The following is a 16,391-nucleotide window of genomic DNA, read 5'->3' on the forward strand; positions in this document are numbered from 1 at the left end:
TCAGGCGACGCTCTGCGCGCCCGCCACCGGCTCCACCCGCTGCCGCCGCCCCTTTGCCGTGGCGATCAGGTACAGGCCGCCCAGGATCATCGGCACCGTCAGCAACTGGCCCATCTGCAGCCCCGGCGTGCCAAGGATCGGATGGTCCAGATATTGCTGATCCGCCTGCCGGAAAAACTCGACGACATAGCGGGACAGGCCGTACCCCAGCAGGAACAGGCCGACCAGCTTGCCCGGCTCGTACCGCGCCCGCGTCCGCCAGAAGGCAAAGGCGAGCACCGCGAACAGGATCAGCCCTTCCAGCCCCGCTTCGTACAGCTGGCTGGGATGGCGCGGCACGTCGTTGCCGGTGCGCGAAAAGATGATGGCCCAGGGCACGTCGCTGGGGCGGCCCCACAATTCGCCGTTCACGAAATTGGCCATCCGCCCGAAGAACAGGCCGAAGGGCACGCAGCAGGCGACGTAATCGTGCACGCGAAGCCAGTTCAGCCCCTCCTTGCGCGCCATCCAGATGATGCCCAGCGTCGTGCCGATCATGCCACCGTGGAACGACATGCCGCCATCCCACAGCCTGAGGATGCGCAGCGGGCTGGTCAGCATTTCCGGGGCATAGAACAGGACATAGCCGATCCGTCCGCCCAGGATGATGCCCAGCGTCGCATAGAAGACCAGGTCGTCCGCATGCCGCCGCGCCATCGGCGAACCGGGCTGGGCGATCAGCTTGAGCAGATACCACCATCCGATCAGGATGCCGGTGATATAGGCAAGCGAATACCATTTCAGCTCGAAGAACCCGAGGTCGAGCGCCACCGGATCGAGACCGAGCGAATCGAATCGCAGATGCGTCGCGCTCTGGGCAAGCAGGGAAAGGATCACGGGCGGGCAGGCTCCTGTTGGTTGCGGCTTCTTTAGAAGCATGGGCAGCGAAACCCAATAGCCGGATCGTGCGGGCGCTGGCGCTTCGCGGCAACGGTCGATAGAGCGGGGTGGAATGGCACGGCAGGCGCAGTCAGGGCGGATGACGATGGACCGGCGTTCGCTGCTGATCGGTGGCGGCGCGGGCATCGGCTTGCTGCTCGCCTGGGGCGCGTGGCCGCGTCGCTATCCGGGCGGCATGGGCGTTGCAGAGGGCGAGACGGCGCTCGGCGGCTGGGTAAAGATTGGGCGCGATCATCAGGTGACGGTCGGCGTGCCGCAGGGCGAGTTCGGTCAGGGCGCGTGGACCGCGCTGCCGATGATCCTGGCGGACGAACTGGGTGCCGATTGGCGCTATGTCGGCGTTGAACCGGTTCCGGACGGGCCGCTTTCGGCCAATCCCCTTGCCGCCGAAGCCGTGTTCGGCGACGGCCTGGCGGGCTTGCCAGGGGTGGTGCGCGATGAATGGCTGCGCCGGATCGGCCTGACGATGACGGCAGCCTCAACCTCGATCCGCCGGTTCGAAGGAGAGTTCCGGGCGGCCGGTGCTGCCGCGCGGACGATGCTTCAGATGGCGGCGGCGGACCGTTGGGGCGTCGATTGGCGCGAATGCGTCGTCCTGGGCGGCACGGTCCGCCATGGCGAGAACCAGGCAAGGCTGGGCGACCTGGCCGAGGCGGCGGCCGGACTGTCCCCGCCCGAACCCGCGCCCCTGCGCGGCGATGCAGAGGGCAGGCTGGCCGGCCAGCCCCTGCCTCGGCTGGAAATGCCGGCAAAGGTGGATGGGTCAGCCAATTTCGCCGGCGACATCCGGCTGCCGGGCATGGTCTTTGCCTCGGTCCGGGGCGGGCCGGTGGGCGATACGCGGCTGACCGGCGCGCGGTACCGCGCCGCGCGGGCGGCGCCGGGCGTGGTCGATATCGTCACCTATCCCGAATGGGTCGCAGCCATCGGCACGACCTGGTGGGCGGCCGACCGGGCGCTGGACATCCTGGCCCCCCGCTTTGCGACGACCAGCGGGATCGTCAATTCGGACAGCATCGATGCCGCGCTGGATGCAGCGCTTGATGGGCCGGGCGAACGGATCGTGTCGCGCGGCGACCTGTCAGCCAGCTTTCGCGGCGCGCGGGTCATCACCGCCAGCTACCGGGCGGGGCTGATCGTGCACATGCCGCTGGAGCCGGCCAGTGCGACTGCGATCTGGCGCGACGGTCGGCTGACGCTGTGGACGGCCGCCCAGGCGCCCGGCTTGGTGCGGGAGGCGGCGGCCCATGCCATCGGGATCGACCCCGCCGGGGTGACCGTGCACCCGGTGCAGGGCGGGGGCAGTTTCGGCGCACGGCTGGAGACGCGCGTCGCGGCCCAGGCGGCGATGCTGGCCCGGCGGCTGGATCGGCCGGTTCAGCTCACCTGGTCGCGGGCCGAACAATGCGTGCAGGACCGGTTCCGGCCGGCGGCGGCGGCGCGGCTGGCTGCGCGGCTCGATCCCTATGGCATGATCCGGGGATGGTCGGCGCGGATCGCGGCACCGTCGGTCGGGCGCGAAATGACTGGCCGGCTGCTGCGCCCCTATGCCGCCGCCCGCCCCCTTGGCGCGCTGCCGACGGGGATCGGCGATGCGGCGGCGGTCGCCGGGGCCGCCCCCCCCTATGCGATCGATCATCTGGCGGTCGATCATTTTCCCGCTGATATCGGGGTGCCGACCGGTTACTGGTCGTCCGGGGCGCACAGCTACACCGCGTTCTTCACCGAATGCTTCATCGATGAACTGGCCCGCCTGGCCCAGACGGAGCCGGTATCCTATCGCATCGCCATGCTTGGCGGCGCGCCGCGGCTGGCCCGGTGCCTGTCCAGCGTGGCCGCGCTCGGCGAATGGCAGGGGGCCAGCCCCGGCAGCGGCCAGGGCATCGCCGCGCACAGCTTTGCGGGATCGCATATCGCGGTCATGGCGGAGGCGCGGATGGAAGGGGCGCGGGTTCGCGTCGACCGGATCGTCGCGGCGATCGATTGCGGCCGCATCATCCACCCCGATCTGGTCCAGCAACAGATCGAGGGCGGGCTGATCCAGGGCATGGCCGCCGCCATCGCGGGCGGCACGGGATTTACGGAAAACCTTGCGGATGTCCGCAATCTTTCCCAGATGCGTGTGCCGATGCTGTCCGAATGTCCCGATATCACTGTGGAGGTGCTCCGCAGCGATGCGGAACCGGGCGGCGTTTCCGAATTGGGGGTGCCGGCCATCGCCCCTGCCATCGCCAATGCGCTCGCCACCCTGGGAGGGGACCGGTTGCGTACGCATCCGTTCAGGACAGCAGACGAATGACCCTCCCGCCCGATCATCCCCCGGTTCAGCGCCCGCGCATCGGCGTGTTGCTGGTCAATCTCGGTACGCCCGACGCGCCCGACACGGCATCGGTGCGGCGGTATCTGAAACAATTCCTGTCCGACCCGCGGGTCATCGAAATTCCCCAGCTGGTCTGGCAGCCGATCCTACGCGGCATCATCCTGAATGTCCGCCCCCGCAAGTCTGCCCATGCCTATCAACAGGTGTGGCGCGACGACGGATCGCCGCTCGCCGCGATCACCAAGGCACAGGCGGCGGCGCTCAAGGACAGTTTCGGCCCCGGGGTGATGGTTGATTACGCCATGCGCTATGGCCAGCCCGCCATTGCCGATCGGGTGCGGGCGATGAAGGATGCCGGGTGCGACCGCATCCTGATCGCACCGCTCTACCCCCAATATTGCGCGGCCACCACGGCCACCGCCAATGACGAGGTGTTCCGCGAACTGGGCCGGATGCGCTGGCAGCCCGCGATCCGCACCCTGCCGCCCTATCATGACGATCCGCTCTATATCGATGCGTTGAAGCACAGCCTGACCGAGGGGCTGGCCGGGCTGGATTTCCAGCCCGACGCCATCGTCGCCAGTTTCCACGGGATGCCCAAGCGGACGCTCGAACTGGGCGACCCCTATCATTGCCAGTGTCAGAAGACCGCTCGCCTGCTGGGCGAGGCGATGGGGCGGCCATTGACCATCGCCTTTCAATCGCGATTCGGCCCCGCCGAATGGCTCGGCCCGCCGACTGACAAGACGCTTGAGGAGTTGCCGGGTAAGGGCGCGAAGAAGGTCGTCGTCTTTGCCCCCGGCTTTTCCGCCGATTGCCTCGAAACGCTCGAGGAAGTGGCGATGCAGGGCCGCGACACCTTCATCGAGGCGGGGGGCACCGATTTCGCCTATCTGCCCTGTCTGAACGACAGCGCCATCGGCATCGCGATGTTGAACCGGCTGATCGCGCGCGAACTTGAAGGCTGGCTTCGACCCGCCTAACCCTGACGGCCATAGGATAAGGAGAGGATGAATGGCACGAGTGGCAATCGTTACCGGCGGCACGCGCGGAATTGGCGAAGCGATCAGCCTGGCGCTGAAGGAGCGCGGGATCACGGTCGCCGCCAACTATGCCGGGAATGACGAACGCGCCCGCGCCTTTTCCGAACGCACCGGTATCCAGGCATTCAAATGGGACGTCGCCGATCCCGAAGCCACCACGGCGGGCGTCAAGGCGGTCGAGGAAGCGCTCGGCCCGGTCGATATCGTCGTCAACAATGCCGGCATCACTCGCGACGGCACCCTGCTGAAAATGACCTATCAGGCGTGGAAGGAAGTGATCGATACCAATCTGGGCGGTTGCTTCAACATGGCCAAGGCGACGTTCCCCGGAATGCGTGAGCGCAAATGGGGCCGCATCGTCAATATCGGGTCGATCAACGGCCAGGCGGGCCAATATGGCCAGGTGAACTATGCCGCCGCCAAATCGGGCATCCACGGCTTTACCAAGGCGCTGGCACAGGAAGGGGCCAAGTTCGGCGTCACCGTCAACGCCATCGCGCCGGGCTATATCGACACCGACATGGTGGCGGCCGTCCCTGCGGAGGTGCTGGAAAAGATCGTGGCCAAGATTCCGGTCGGGCGGCTGGGCCAAGCCAATGAAATCGCCCGCGGTGTCGCGTTTCTCTGCTCGGACGATGCCGGGTTCGTGACCGGATCGACCCTGTCGATCAACGGTGGCCAGCACATGTATTGAACATGGGGGTGGGGGCCGACGCCGGTTGAACCGCGCCGGCCCCTGCCTCGCTACGCAACCCGAGGCATCTCGGACGCATGGGGGCCGCGATACGCAACGGGCGGCACCTTGCTGTCCATGCAATCGCATTCATCGCCTGATCCATGGCTGAACGGCGATTTCATCTCTCGTTCAGGGACGCAAAACCGGCTGGGCATCCGCCGGTTCGGCGTTATGGCGGGGCCATGCGTTTGGTGGTGTTCGTCGTCCTGGCCGTGATCCTGCTGGTGCCCAGCTATTCCGGCCTCGACCGGTTGCCCCTTTATGGCCGCGAGCCCCGGGTGACCGTCGCGCCGGTGGCGATGGTGGCTGGCGATCCGGCACGCACGCATCTGGGCGCGCTGACCTATCTGGGCGGCATGTCGCTCGCCAGCACCGATCCGGCCTTTGGCGGATTTTCGGCAATCAGCACCGATGGCCGCCAGTTCCTGCTGCTCAGCGACGGCGGCAACTGGATGCAGTTCGACATGGCCCGCTTCGGGCATCCGCAGGCGATGCGATTCGGGGCGATACCCGCCGGTCCGGGCACCGGCTGGCTGAAGGAGGACCGCGATACCGAGGCGATGGCCCGCGATCCGCTCACCGGCAGCATCTGGATCGCGTTCGAACGGTCCAATGCGATCTGGCGCTATTCGGGCGGACCGAGGATGGCGGGCCGGCCGGGCAGTGGCGCCGGGGGCATCCCCGGCCCGGCACAGGCATCGGCTACCCCGGCGGCAATGCGCAACTGGGGCGACAATAGCGGTGCAGAGGCGATGGTGCGGCTGGACGATGGCCGTTTCGTCGTGCTGGGCGAACAGCGGATCGACGGCAGCGCCGGTCGCTATCCCGCCTTGCTGTTCGAAGGCGATCCCACCCGGCCCGACGTGCGCGTGCGGCGATTCGCCTACCGGCCGGATCCCGGTTTTCGCGCAACCGATGCCGCGATGCTGCCCGGTGGCGATCTGCTGGTGCTGACCCGGCGCTTTCGGCTGCCCTATCGCTGGGATGCCAGGCTGGGGATCCTTCGCCGTTCGGAAATGCGGCCCGGTGCGGTCGCCGTGGTGCGGACCATCGCCACCTTTGCGCCGCCGGTGCTGACCGACAATTACGAAGCGCTGGCCGTGACGCGGCAGGGGGACGCCGTGATCGTGTGGATCGGATCCGACGACAATCAGTCGATCCTGCAGCGCAGCCTGTTGTTGAAGTTCAGGCTGGACATGCAAAAAGCCGACGCAGCAACCGCCGCATCGGCCATGCAACCCTGACGGGTGCGGGCATGAACGCCGGGCGAACCTGCCGCCCGGCGACCGGATCAGGCGCTTGCCTTGCCCGCCAGCTTCTTGGCGACGTCGCGCTTCAGGCGACGGGCGCGCAGCGACAGCGAATCGTCGCCCGCCTTCAGCAGCCAGTTGTCCAGGCCGCCATTATGCTCCACCGAACGCAGGCCATGCGTCGACACGCGCAGCCGTACCGAACGCTCCAGCGCGTCGGACATCAGCGTGACGTTCTGCAGGTTGGGCAGGAACGTACGCTTGGTCTTGTTGTTGGCGTGGGATACGTTGTGGCCCACCTGCCGGCCCTTGCCGGTCAGCTCGCAAATGCGCGACATGATGATCAATCCTGATTTCGGGGTTGCCCGGAAAGGCGGCTCCGCTACTTGAAAAGCCGGGGTGCGTCAACCGCCGGGTTGCAGCTTTGCGCCTGCATCCGCATAGCGCAGCGATGTTTCGCCTGCCAGAACCGATGCGCGTCGCGCTGGATGCGGCCCGCTCCGCCGCCGAATCGGGGGAGGTGCCGGTGGGCGCGGTGATCGTGCGGCACGGCCGGATCATCGCCACGGCTGCCAATGCGCCCCGCGCCCTGAACGATCCAACCGCCCATGCCGAAATCCGGGCGATTCGCGCTGCATCGGCGGAACTGGGCACGGACCGGCTGACCGATTGCGACCTGTGGGTGACGCTGGAGCCGTGCGCCATGTGCGCCGGCGCGATTGCCCATGCCCGCATCGCCCGGCTCTATTACGGCGCGCCCGATGCAAAGGGCGGGGCGGTCGAACATGGTCCCCGCTTTTTTGCCCAGCCGACCTGCCTGCACCGCCCGGAAATCTACGGGGCAATCGGTGCCAGTGCGGCGAGTGCGCTGCTCAAGGCCTTTTTCGCCGAGCGGCGCTGATCCCGCCGGGTCGCGGGGGGCATCGGTCCGGGAATCAAAAAGGGGGCGGAGCATCGCTGCCCCGCCCCCGGTTTCCGGTACCTGAAGTCCTTACTGGACTTCGTTCTGGCTGATCGGAACGACCTTGATTTCCACCCGGCGGTTTTCAGCGCGTCCCGCCTCGGTGGTGTTGTCGGCGATCGGCTGGCTTTCGCCGAAGCCGCGCGTGCCCATGCGGGCGCGGGCAACGCCGCGCGTGGACAGGTAATCGGCGACCGCATCGGCCCGGCGCTGCGACAGCGTCAGGTTATACGCATCGCTGCCGGTCGAATCGGTGTGGCCGTACACATCGACATAGGTCTGGTTATAATCGGACAGGACCTGCGCGACCTGATCCAGCGTCGCGCGGAACTGCGGCTGGATGGTCGTGCTGTCGGTGGCGAAGGTGATGCCCGACGGCATGTTCAGCAACAGGTCATCGCCCTGGCGCGTCACCTCGATGTCCGTGCCGGCCGTGCGCTGGCGCAGTTCGCGCTCCTGCCGGTCCATATAGGCGCCGATGCCAGCGCCCGCGATGCCGCCGATGCCGGCGCCGATGATCTTGGCCGTGCGGTCGTTGCGCCCGCCCACGATGTCGCCCAGCAGATAGCCGCCCAGCGCGCCGCCGACACCGCCCAGTGCAGCCTTTGAAATCGTCCGCTGACCCGTCACCGGATCGGTCACGCACGCGCTGGTCACCGCCATCGCCGCCACGGCACCCGCCATCACCAGATTCTGCGCTACCTTCATTGCTTCATTCCTCCATCTGACGCGCATCCCCTTCTACGCCGGGATGCGCCAATCAACGCCACAACCGGCAGAAACGCCAGTTGTTCCGCAAGCGCATCGTCCGATTTCGCTGAACCCATTGTGAAGCGATGGCCGTTGCGGCTAAGGGCGGTGGCAAGCAGATGGAACCGCTTCCCCCTTTTCCCTGGCTCGACGTCGTCATCATCCTGGCGCTGGTGGCGCTGAACGGCGTGTTCGCCATGTCCGAACTGGCGATCGTATCGGCCCGGCGTGCCCGGCTGGACGGCATGGTCAAGAACGGCAGCCGGGGCGCTGCGGCCGCGATCACGCTGTCGGAGGATCCGGGCAAGTTCCTGTCCACCGTACAGATCGGCATCACCCTGATCGGCATCATCGCCGGCGCCTATTCCGGGGCCAGCCTGGGCGCACCCACCGCCGCCCGGATCGAGGCGCTGGGCGTCGACCCGGAGCTGGCTGAAACGCTTGGGTTCGGCGTCGTCATCGGCCTGACCACCTATGCCTCGCTGATCGTCGGCGAACTGGTGCCCAAGCAATTCGCGCTGCGGTCCCCGGAACTGATCGCCAGCTGGGTCGCGCTGCCGATGCGCTGGTTGGCGGTGGCGACCGCCCCGATCGTCTGGTTGCTCGATGCGTCCAGCGCGCTGATCTTTCGTCTGCTCGGCCTTGCCCGCGAATCGGAAAACCGGGTGACGGCTGAGGAGCTGCACCTGATCGTGTCAGAGGCGACCAAGTCGGGCGTGATCGAGGAGCATGAACGCTCGATCATCTCCGGCGTGGTCCGCCTGGCCGACCGGCCCGTGCGAGAGGTGATGACGCCGCGCACCGATGTCGACTGGCTGGACATCGATCTGACCGAAGCGGAATTGCGGGCCCATCTGGCGGAAACGCCGCACACCCGGCTGCCGGTGGCGGAAGGATCGGTGGACCGGGTGATCGGCGTCGTCCAGTCGCGCGACATCGTGGCGGCGCTGATGGCCGATCGGCCGCTCGATCTGCGCGCGCTGACCCGCCAGGCGGCGGTGCTGCCGGATCAGCTGGATGCGATGGACGCGCTGGAAATGCTGCGCCGCGCCGAAGTGCCGATGGGGTTTGTCCACGACGAATATGGCCATTTCGAAGGGATCGTGACGCCCGCCAACCTGCTTGCCGCCATTGCGGGCGATTTCGCCTCCGATACCGATGCCGGTGACGGGGCCATGATCGTCGAGCGGGAGGACGGCTCGCTGCTGGTCGCTGGCCAGGCACCCGCCGACCTGCTGGCCGACCGCATCGGCATCGACCTGCCCGAGGATCGCGATTTCGCCACCGTCGCTGGCCTTGCCCTCGCCGTGCTGAAGCATTTGCCCGACGAAGGGGAGGTGTTCACCGAACAGGGCTGGCGGTTCGAGATCGTCGATCTGGACGGGCGCAAGATCGACAAGCTGCTCGTCAGCCGGATCGAGCGCGACTGACGCACCCGTCTGCTTGGCCAAGGGGCCAAGGATTGCCACCAACCCGGAAACTACAGCTGTTTTGACGCGGCGCAGCATCGGTCCTAGGGGGCGATTGTGGAACCCGTCGCCTCCCCTGAACAACCCGTCTGCCGCAAGGGGCTGGCCCAGGCGGTTGCCGCCTATGCGCTCTGGGGCCTGCTGCCGCTCTACTTCGCCTTTCTGGCGCATGTGACGGCGTGGGAAGTGGTGGCCATGCGCATCCTGGGATCGGTCGTGCTGCTGGCGGCGATCATCCTGATGCTCGGTCGCTGGAACAAGCTGGTCGATGTGCTCGCCAATCGCCAGACACTGGCCATGCTGGTCGCCAGTGCCGCGCTGATCTCGGCCAACTGGCTGGTCTATATCTGGTCGGTTCAGCACCATCAGGTGCTGGCCGCCAGCCTGGGCTATTTTCTCAACCCGCTGGTCAACGTCCTGTTGGGCGTCACGCTGCTGGGCGAACGATTGAACCGGGTGCAGGGGATTGCCATCGCCCTGGCGGCGGCGGGCGTGGCGGTGCTGGCCAGCAGCGCGGGTGCGGCGCTTTGGATCAGCCTGGCGCTGGCCTTTTCCTTCGGCCTCTATGGCCTGGTCCGCAAGCTCGCGCCGGTGGAATCGCTGGAGGGGCTGGGGATCGAGACGGCCATCCTCACCCCCTTCGCGCTCGGCTGGATGATCTGGCAGGCCGGGCATGGCGGCATCGCGCTGGGCGGCGACACGGCGACCACCCTGTTGTTGCTGACGGCGGGCGCGATCACCGCCGTGCCGCTCCTGCTGTTCGCGGCCGCTGCCCGCCGGCTGTCGCTGACGGTGCTCGGCCTCATCCAGTATCTCGCGCCGACGATGCAGTTCATCCTGGCGATCAGCGTGTTCGGCGAACGGATGACGACCGCGCACCTGATCTGTTTTCTGCTGATCTGGGCGGGACTGGTGCTGTTCGCGGGCAATAGCTGGCTTGCCGGACGACGACGCGCGGCGCTGGCGGCCTGAACGCCGCCTTTGCCCTTGCCGCGCGCTTGGTCTAAGCGCCCCGCTGATCCGCAGTTCTGGAACCCGTCATGTCGCTCTACCTCCGTTTCGCCGCTCATCTGAACGCCGCGCTGGATGCGCTGGAGGCGGATGGCACGCTGCCGCCCGGTCTTGAGCGGCGCGCGATCACGGTCGAGCCGCCGCGCGATGCCAGTCACGGCGATCTGGCCACCAATGCGGCCATGGTGCTGGCCAAGCCGGCCGGCACCAATCCGCGCGCGCTGGCCGATGCGATTGTCGGCAAGCTGGGCGCGCTGGACGAGGTAGCGGCGGTGGCCGTCGCTGGTCCGGGCTTCATCAACCTGACCCTGATCGACGATGTGTGGCGCGACGAACTGACGGCGATTGCGGACGCGGGCGACGATTACGGCCGCTCGACGACGGGGCAGGGCGTTACCGTCAACATCGAATATGTCTCGGCCAATCCCACCGGTCCCATGCATATGGGCCATTGCCGGGGGGCGGTGGTGGGCGATGCGCTGGCGTCGCTGCTGGAGTTCGCCGGGCACCGGGTGATCCGCGAATATTATGTCAACGATGCCGGGGGCCAGGTCGACGTGCTCGCCCGCTCCGCGCACCTGCGGTACCGCGAGGCACTGGGCGAGACGATCGAGATTCCGGAAGGCCTGTATCCCGGCGAGTATCTGAAGCCGGTGGGCGAGGCGCTGGCCGTGGAGTTCGGCGACCGCTTTGTCGGCGCCGACGAGGGCGATTGGCTCGCGCTGTTCCGCACGCGCGCGGTGGCGGCGATGCTGGACATGATCCGCGCCGATCTGGCCCTGCTCGGCATCCATCACGACCTGTTCTCGTCCGAAGCGGCATTGCAGGCGGCGGGCAAGCCGGAAGAGGCGGAGGCATGGTTGCGTGCCCGCGACCTCGTCTATGACGGCGTGCTCGAAGCGCCGAAGGGCGAAACGCCGGAGGATTGGGAGCCGGTCCAGCTGCCGCTGTTCCGCGCCACCCGGTTCGGCGACGATCAGGACCGGCCGATCAAGAAATCGAACGGCAGCTGGACCTATTTCGGCGCCGATATGGCCTATCATTTCCAGAAGGCGCAGTCGGCCGACCAGCTGATCGACATCTGGGGTGCGGACCATGCCGGGACGGTCAAGCGGATCCAGGCAGCCGTCGCCGCGCTGACCGAGGGCAGGACGCGGTTCGACGTCAAGCTCGTCCAGATGGTCCGCCTACTGCGTGCGGGCGAGCCTGTTAAGATGTCTAAGCGTTCCGGCAATTTCGTGACCCTCGCCGATGTCGTCGGCGAAGTGGGCAAGGACGTTGTCCGCTTCACCATGCTCAGCCGCAAGGCGGACGCGCAGATGGACTTCGATTTCGCCAAGGTGGTCGAGGCGTCGAAGGATAATCCGGTCTTCTACGTCAACTATGCCCATGCCCGCATCCATTCGATGAAGCGGCGCGCGGCAGAGGCCGGCATCGCCGACGGGCCGGCCGACCTGTCCCTGCTCGATACACAGGAACTGGCGGTGATGAAGCTGGCCGCGCAGTTCCCGCGCACCATCGAGGGGGCGGTGGCCACCCGCGAACCGCACCGGATCGCCTTCTATCTCTATGATCTCGCATCCGCTTTCCATGCGCTCTACAACATGGGCAATGACGATGCGGCCCGCCGCTTCGTGCTGGCCGACCGTCCCGATCTGACACGGGCGCGGCTGGCATTGGGGGATGCGATCGGGCAAGTAATCCGTAACGGTCTTGCGCTTATGGGTGTCGCCGCGGTGACGGAGATGGGGTAATGACGGACAGGCGTCTTGACGGGTTCGAGAATGGGGAAAAGCTCCCCTGGCTCGAGAGCGCCGAGGATTTCGACGAGACGCGCTCATCCTGGGGCCGCATCGCGGTGTTCACCGTTCTTGGCCTGGCGCTGATCGCGGCACTCGTCTTTGCCTTTACCAGCATGACCGGCCCATCGGGTGGGCAGGGCGACGGTTCCCTGATCGCCGCGCCAGAGGGCGACTACAAGGTCAAGCCCAGCGATCCGGGCGGGATGAAGGTGGGTGGAGAGGGCGACAGCGTCTATGCCGCCAGCGAGGGCGCGACGACCAACGCCGCCGTCGACCTGTCGCGCACCATCGAAGCGCCGGTCGAGGGCAAGGTGGTACCCAGCACCCCGGCCCCCAAGGCGACGGGCGCGCCGCGCGCAGTGGCCCCGGTTCCGGAAAAGGCGCGTCCGCTGACCCCGGCCAGCCCGGCGACCCCGGTCGCGGCAACCAGCGCCGGCGGCGGATCGGTGGTGCAGCTCGGCGCGTTTCCGACCAGCGCCGCCGCCGATCAGGCCTGGACGGCGATGAGCCGCCGCTTCCCCTGGCTGGGGGGCCTCGGCAAATCGGTCCAGACCGTCGAAGTCAACGGACGCACCCTGAACCGGCTGCGCGTCAATGCGGGCAGCGCCACTCAGGCGCGCGAGCTGTGCCAGCGGCTGAAGGTCGCGGGCGAAAGCTGTTTCGTCGCGGCCGATTGATCCCGCCCTTTCATTCGTCCGGTGCCATCGGCTAGGCCGGGGGGATGAAGCCCGTCATCTATGGCCTGTCCGGCCCAGCGCTTACTTCGAACGAGCGCGCCTTTTTCCGCGAAGCCGAGCCGCTCGGCTATATCCTGTTCCGCCGCAACGTGGTCGACCGGGCGCAACTGCGCGCCCTGACCGACGATCTGCGCGCGCTGTCCGGCCGGGACGACCTGCCGATCCTGATCGATCAGGAGGGCGGCCGCGTCGCGCGGATGGGGCCGCCTGAATGGCCCGCCTTCCCGGCCGGGCCGGTGTTCGACCGGCTGTACGAAGTGGCTCCCGCATCGGCGATCGAGGCAGCGCGCGTGAATGCGCAGGCCATCGGCACGATGCTGGCCGAGGTGGGGGTCACCGTCGATTGCCTGCCGCTCCTGGATGTCGGTCGACCCGATACCACCCCGGCCATTGCCGAGCGCGCCTATGGCAGCGAGCCGATGCGCGTGGCGGCGATGGGCCGGGCGGTGCTGGACGGGCTGGCGCGGGCGGGCGTGGGCGGCGTCATCAAGCACATGCCCGGCCATGGCAGGGCGCGCGTGGACAGCCATCACGACCTGCCGACCGTCGATGCCGACGATGCGGCGCTGGAGGATGACCTGGCCCCATTTCGTGCGCTGGCGGGCGCAGGCATGGGCATGACCTCGCACATTGTCTTCACCGCATGGGACGCGGATCGCCCGGCCACCCTGTCGCCCATCGTGATCAACGACATCATCCGGGGTCGCATCGGCTTTGAGGGCCTGTTGATGACCGACGATATCGACATGAAGGCCCTGTCGGGATCGGCGGGGGAAAAGGCGGCGGGGGCGATCGCCGCCGGATGCGACGTGGTGCTGGACTGCTGGGCGCGAATGGACGAGATGCAGGATATCGCCGCTTCGATCGGGGATGCGCTGCCTGTTACCCTGGCCCGGCTGGATCGGGCAATGGCCGCACGCCGGGCGTCTGCGGGCCTCGAAACTTTTGCAACACTGGTTGAAAAACGCGATTCGCTGCTTGCCTTATCCTGAACGGGGCCTTGCTGATCCGCCATTCGCTGCCTAGGGTCGCCGTGCGGAATGATTCGCAGCGTTCCGCAGGCCGAACCTTCGGCATCATAGAGGAACCCACGATAAACCTCGCTTCCGGATGACAGCCCGACAGGGCGCTTCGGATCAGAGCGGAAACGGAGAGACTTGGAATTCACCCTCATACCAGGGGATGCCATGTCGCGCGTAGTGTTCGTCGGGATCAATGCTGGGGCCATGCCGCGAGGAACGCGCGCATGACCGCCGATGTGATCGTCAATCTGATTTCCATGCTGGCTGCAGGCCTGCTTGCCGGTTTTGCCGCCGGCATTTTCGGCATCGGTGGCGGCTTCGTGGTCGTCCCTGCCCTCTTTCTTGTTCTGCCGCTCATGGGCACTGCGCCGAACGAGATCGCGCACGTCGCCATCGGCACGTCGCTTGCGACCATCGTCGTCACCTCCATCCGGTCGGTTCAGGCGCATGCCAGGCGCGGAGCGGTCGATTTCGACATGCTGAAAAGCTGGGCGCCGTGGATCGTGCTGGGGGTGGGCGCAGGGGTCGTGCTTGCCGCGCGGGTGCCTGGCGGCGGGCTGGCCGTCATTTTCGGCGGCGGCATGATGGTCATGGCGATCCATTTCCTGTTCCCCATGTTCGCCGACCGCCAGGTGGCACAGGCGCTGCCCGGCGGCGCGGCAAAGGTGGGAATCGCGGGCGGGCTGGGTGCCTTTTCCTCGCTGCTGGGGATCGGTGGCGGCACCATTGCCATCATCGTGATGACGCTGTGCGGGAAATCGATCCACCGCGCCATCGCCACCGCATCCGGCATCGGCTTCATCATCGCCCTGCCTGGCGTGATCGGCTTCGCCATCATCGGCTGGGGGATGCCGGGGCTGCCCTGGGGGTCGCTTGGCTATGTCAACCTGCCCGCCGCTGCCGCCATCACCGCCACGTCGATCTTTTCGGCGCCATGGGGGGCCGCTGCCGCCCATCGCCTCAGCCCGGAGATGCTGCGCCGCATCTTCGGCCTCTACCTCGTGTTCGTCGGCGCAATCATGATTCGCAACGGATGGCTTGCACTGTGAGCATCATCCCAACCTCGGAGCATCATTCATGACCATGACCCTGTCCCGGCGGTCGCTGTTCCGCGCCGCCACCGCCGCCCCGCTGGTCGCCGCCGCCGCGCGCCCGACCTCGCTGTTCGCCGCCAGCGCCGCTGCCGAACCGCCGCTGTTCGGACCGGCTGACGGCGTTGCGCTGCTGTCCCGCAACGAAAACCCCTATGGCCCGGCCCCCAGCGCGATGAAGGCCATGTACGACTGGGCGGCCAAGGGCTGTTATTATGCAGAAGGGGGCGCCCAGCGCCTGTCCGCGATGATCGCGGAAAAGTTCGGGGTCGACAGGAACATGGTCGTGCTGGGCAGCGGTTCGACCGAAGTGCTGTCCGCCGCCGCGCTTGCCTGGAAGGACAAGGGCGCGATCGTGACGCCCGACCTGTTCTGGGACACGACCGTCGGCTATGCCGAGCGCAAGGGCGCCAAGGTGATCCGCGTGCCGCTGACCGCGACGATGGATACCGATCTGGACGCGATGGCCGCCGCCGTCACGCCGGACGTCAAGATGGTGCATATCTGCAATCCCAACAATCCGACTGGCGTCCTGATCGACAATGCCAAGCTGCGTGCCTTCATCGCCAAGGTGTCGCCAAAGGCGACCGTTCTGGTGGACGAAGCCTATAACGAACTGCTCGATTTCCCCGAGCAGAACAGCGTGGTCGACCTGGTGAAGAAGGGCGAGAACGTCATCGTCGTGCGCACCTTTTCCAAGATCTACGGCATGGCTGGCCTGCGCGTCGGCTATGCCATCGCCGCGCCGCAGGTGGTCGAGGAAGTGCGCGGCTATGAAATGAGCATGGGCAGCAACACCGCCGGCCTGGCCGCAGCCATCGGATCGTTCAACGACACCGCCTTCACCAATTATTCCAAGGCAAAGGTGACCGAGGCGCGCCAGATGATCGAGGCTGCGGTGAAGAAGGCGGGGCTGACCGCGCTGCCGTCGCAGACCAATTTCGTGTTCGTGAAGGTGCCGGACGCCAACAAGCTGCGCACGGCGATGGCCGAACGCCAGATCATGATCCGCGGCGCCTATGGCAAATGGAGCGATTGGTCGCGCGTCAGTTGCGGCAAGATCGAAGATGTGGAACGTTACGCCGCTGCCTTGCCGCAGATCATGCAGGCATAAGGGTTGCGTCCCCTGAGCGGGGGGCGTTGGAGGGGACGGGTCGGGCGTGGGGGCGCCCGGCCCGTTTGCCGTTCGGGGGGAATGCCTTTCCCGCCCCAATTCCTGTACCCGGACGGTCATTGCCGGAATAACCCGGGGGATGACAA

15 protein-coding genes are annotated in these 16,391 nt (G+C 67.1%); 12 read left to right on the plus strand and 3 right to left on the minus strand.

Features of this window, described 5'->3' with window-relative positions; translation table 11 throughout:
• Positions 1-918, minus strand: a complete 918-nt coding sequence (gene lgt, locus ACPVPU_RS05355; protein ID WP_448659937.1) for a prolipoprotein diacylglyceryl transferase — start codon at positions 916-918, stop codon at positions 1-3.
• Between the two features lie 73 nt (positions 919-991).
• On the opposite strand from lgt, the gene ACPVPU_RS05360 reads away from it, so the two are divergent.
• The 4 genes from ACPVPU_RS05360 (at position 992) to ACPVPU_RS05375 (ending at position 6,282) form a co-directional block, all read left to right on the plus strand.
• Positions 992-3,238, plus strand: a complete 2,247-nt coding sequence (locus tag ACPVPU_RS05360) for a molybdopterin cofactor-binding domain-containing protein (protein WP_448659938.1) — start codon at positions 992-994, stop codon at positions 3,236-3,238.
• Positions 3,235-4,242: a ferrochelatase gene (hemH, locus tag ACPVPU_RS05365; RefSeq protein WP_448659939.1), complete on the plus strand. Its 1,008-nt coding sequence runs from the start codon at positions 3,235-3,237 to the stop codon at positions 4,240-4,242. Before ACPVPU_RS05360 ends, hemH begins: the two co-directional genes overlap by 4 nt.
• 31 nt (positions 4,243-4,273) lie before the next feature.
• Positions 4,274-4,996, plus strand: coding sequence for an acetoacetyl-CoA reductase (phbB, locus tag ACPVPU_RS05370; protein WP_448659940.1), 723 nt, complete (start codon positions 4,274-4,276; stop codon positions 4,994-4,996).
• 224 nt (positions 4,997-5,220) lie between these two features.
• A complete protein-coding gene (locus tag ACPVPU_RS05375) occupies positions 5,221-6,282 on the plus strand; it encodes an esterase-like activity of phytase family protein (protein ID WP_448659941.1) in 1,062 nt (353 codons plus the stop codon).
• 47 nt (positions 6,283-6,329) lie between these two features.
• Here the strand turns inward: ACPVPU_RS05375 and rpmB are convergent, their stop codons facing one another.
• A complete protein-coding gene (gene rpmB / locus ACPVPU_RS05380; RefSeq protein WP_448659942.1) occupies positions 6,330-6,626 on the minus strand; it encodes a 50S ribosomal protein L28 in 297 nt (98 codons plus the stop codon).
• A gap of 113 nt (positions 6,627-6,739) precedes the next feature.
• Here rpmB and ACPVPU_RS05385 point away from each other — a divergent pair, with 113 nt between their 5' ends.
• On the plus strand, positions 6,740-7,189 hold the full coding sequence (locus tag ACPVPU_RS05385) for a nucleoside deaminase (RefSeq protein WP_448659943.1): 450 nt from the start codon (positions 6,740-6,742) through the stop codon (positions 7,187-7,189).
• Positions 7,190-7,279: 90 nt separating this feature from the next.
• Here ACPVPU_RS05385 and ACPVPU_RS05390 read toward each other — a convergent pair whose 3' ends face one another.
• Complete coding sequence (locus tag ACPVPU_RS05390) at positions 7,280-7,957, minus strand: OmpA family protein (protein WP_448659944.1); 678 nt, start codon at positions 7,955-7,957, stop codon at positions 7,280-7,282.
• Positions 7,958-8,118: 161 nt separating this feature from the next.
• Here ACPVPU_RS05390 and ACPVPU_RS05395 point away from each other — a divergent pair, with 161 nt between their 5' ends.
• From ACPVPU_RS05395 to ACPVPU_RS05425, 7 genes are all read left to right on the plus strand, one after another.
• Positions 8,119-9,429 (plus strand): hemolysin family protein, encoded by a 1,311-nt coding sequence (locus tag ACPVPU_RS05395; protein WP_448660425.1) that lies wholly within the window; start codon positions 8,119-8,121, stop codon positions 9,427-9,429.
• Positions 9,430-9,525: 96 nt separating this feature from the next.
• The gene (gene rarD, locus ACPVPU_RS05400; RefSeq protein ID WP_448659945.1) at positions 9,526-10,440 is read left to right on the plus strand and encodes an EamA family transporter RarD; all 915 of its coding nucleotides are present in this window, start codon (positions 9,526-9,528) and stop codon (positions 10,438-10,440) included.
• 68 nt (positions 10,441-10,508) lie between these two features.
• On the plus strand, positions 10,509-12,233 hold the full coding sequence (gene argS / locus ACPVPU_RS05405) for an arginine--tRNA ligase (RefSeq protein WP_448659946.1): 1,725 nt from the start codon (positions 10,509-10,511) through the stop codon (positions 12,231-12,233).
• Entirely contained in the window at positions 12,233-12,958 is a 726-nt protein-coding gene (locus tag ACPVPU_RS05410) for an SPOR domain-containing protein (protein ID WP_448659947.1), read from the plus strand. The genes argS and ACPVPU_RS05410 overlap by 1 nt, the downstream gene beginning before the upstream one ends.
• 44 nt (positions 12,959-13,002) lie before the next feature.
• The gene (locus ACPVPU_RS05415; protein WP_448659948.1) at positions 13,003-14,010 is read left to right on the plus strand and encodes a glycoside hydrolase family 3 N-terminal domain-containing protein; all 1,008 of its coding nucleotides are present in this window, start codon (positions 13,003-13,005) and stop codon (positions 14,008-14,010) included.
• Positions 14,011-14,264: 254 nt separating this feature from the next.
• Positions 14,265-15,089, plus strand: coding sequence for a sulfite exporter TauE/SafE family protein (locus ACPVPU_RS05420; protein WP_448659949.1), 825 nt, complete (start codon positions 14,265-14,267; stop codon positions 15,087-15,089).
• Positions 15,090-15,117: 28 nt separating this feature from the next.
• Positions 15,118-16,245 carry a pyridoxal phosphate-dependent aminotransferase gene (locus ACPVPU_RS05425; RefSeq protein ID WP_448659950.1) on the plus strand — a complete coding sequence of 376 codons (1,128 nt, stop codon included), beginning with the start codon at positions 15,118-15,120 and terminating at the stop codon, positions 16,243-16,245.
• Positions 16,246-16,391 lie beyond the last annotated feature (146 nt).

It is taken from the genome of Sphingomonas paludis, assembly GCF_053502515.1.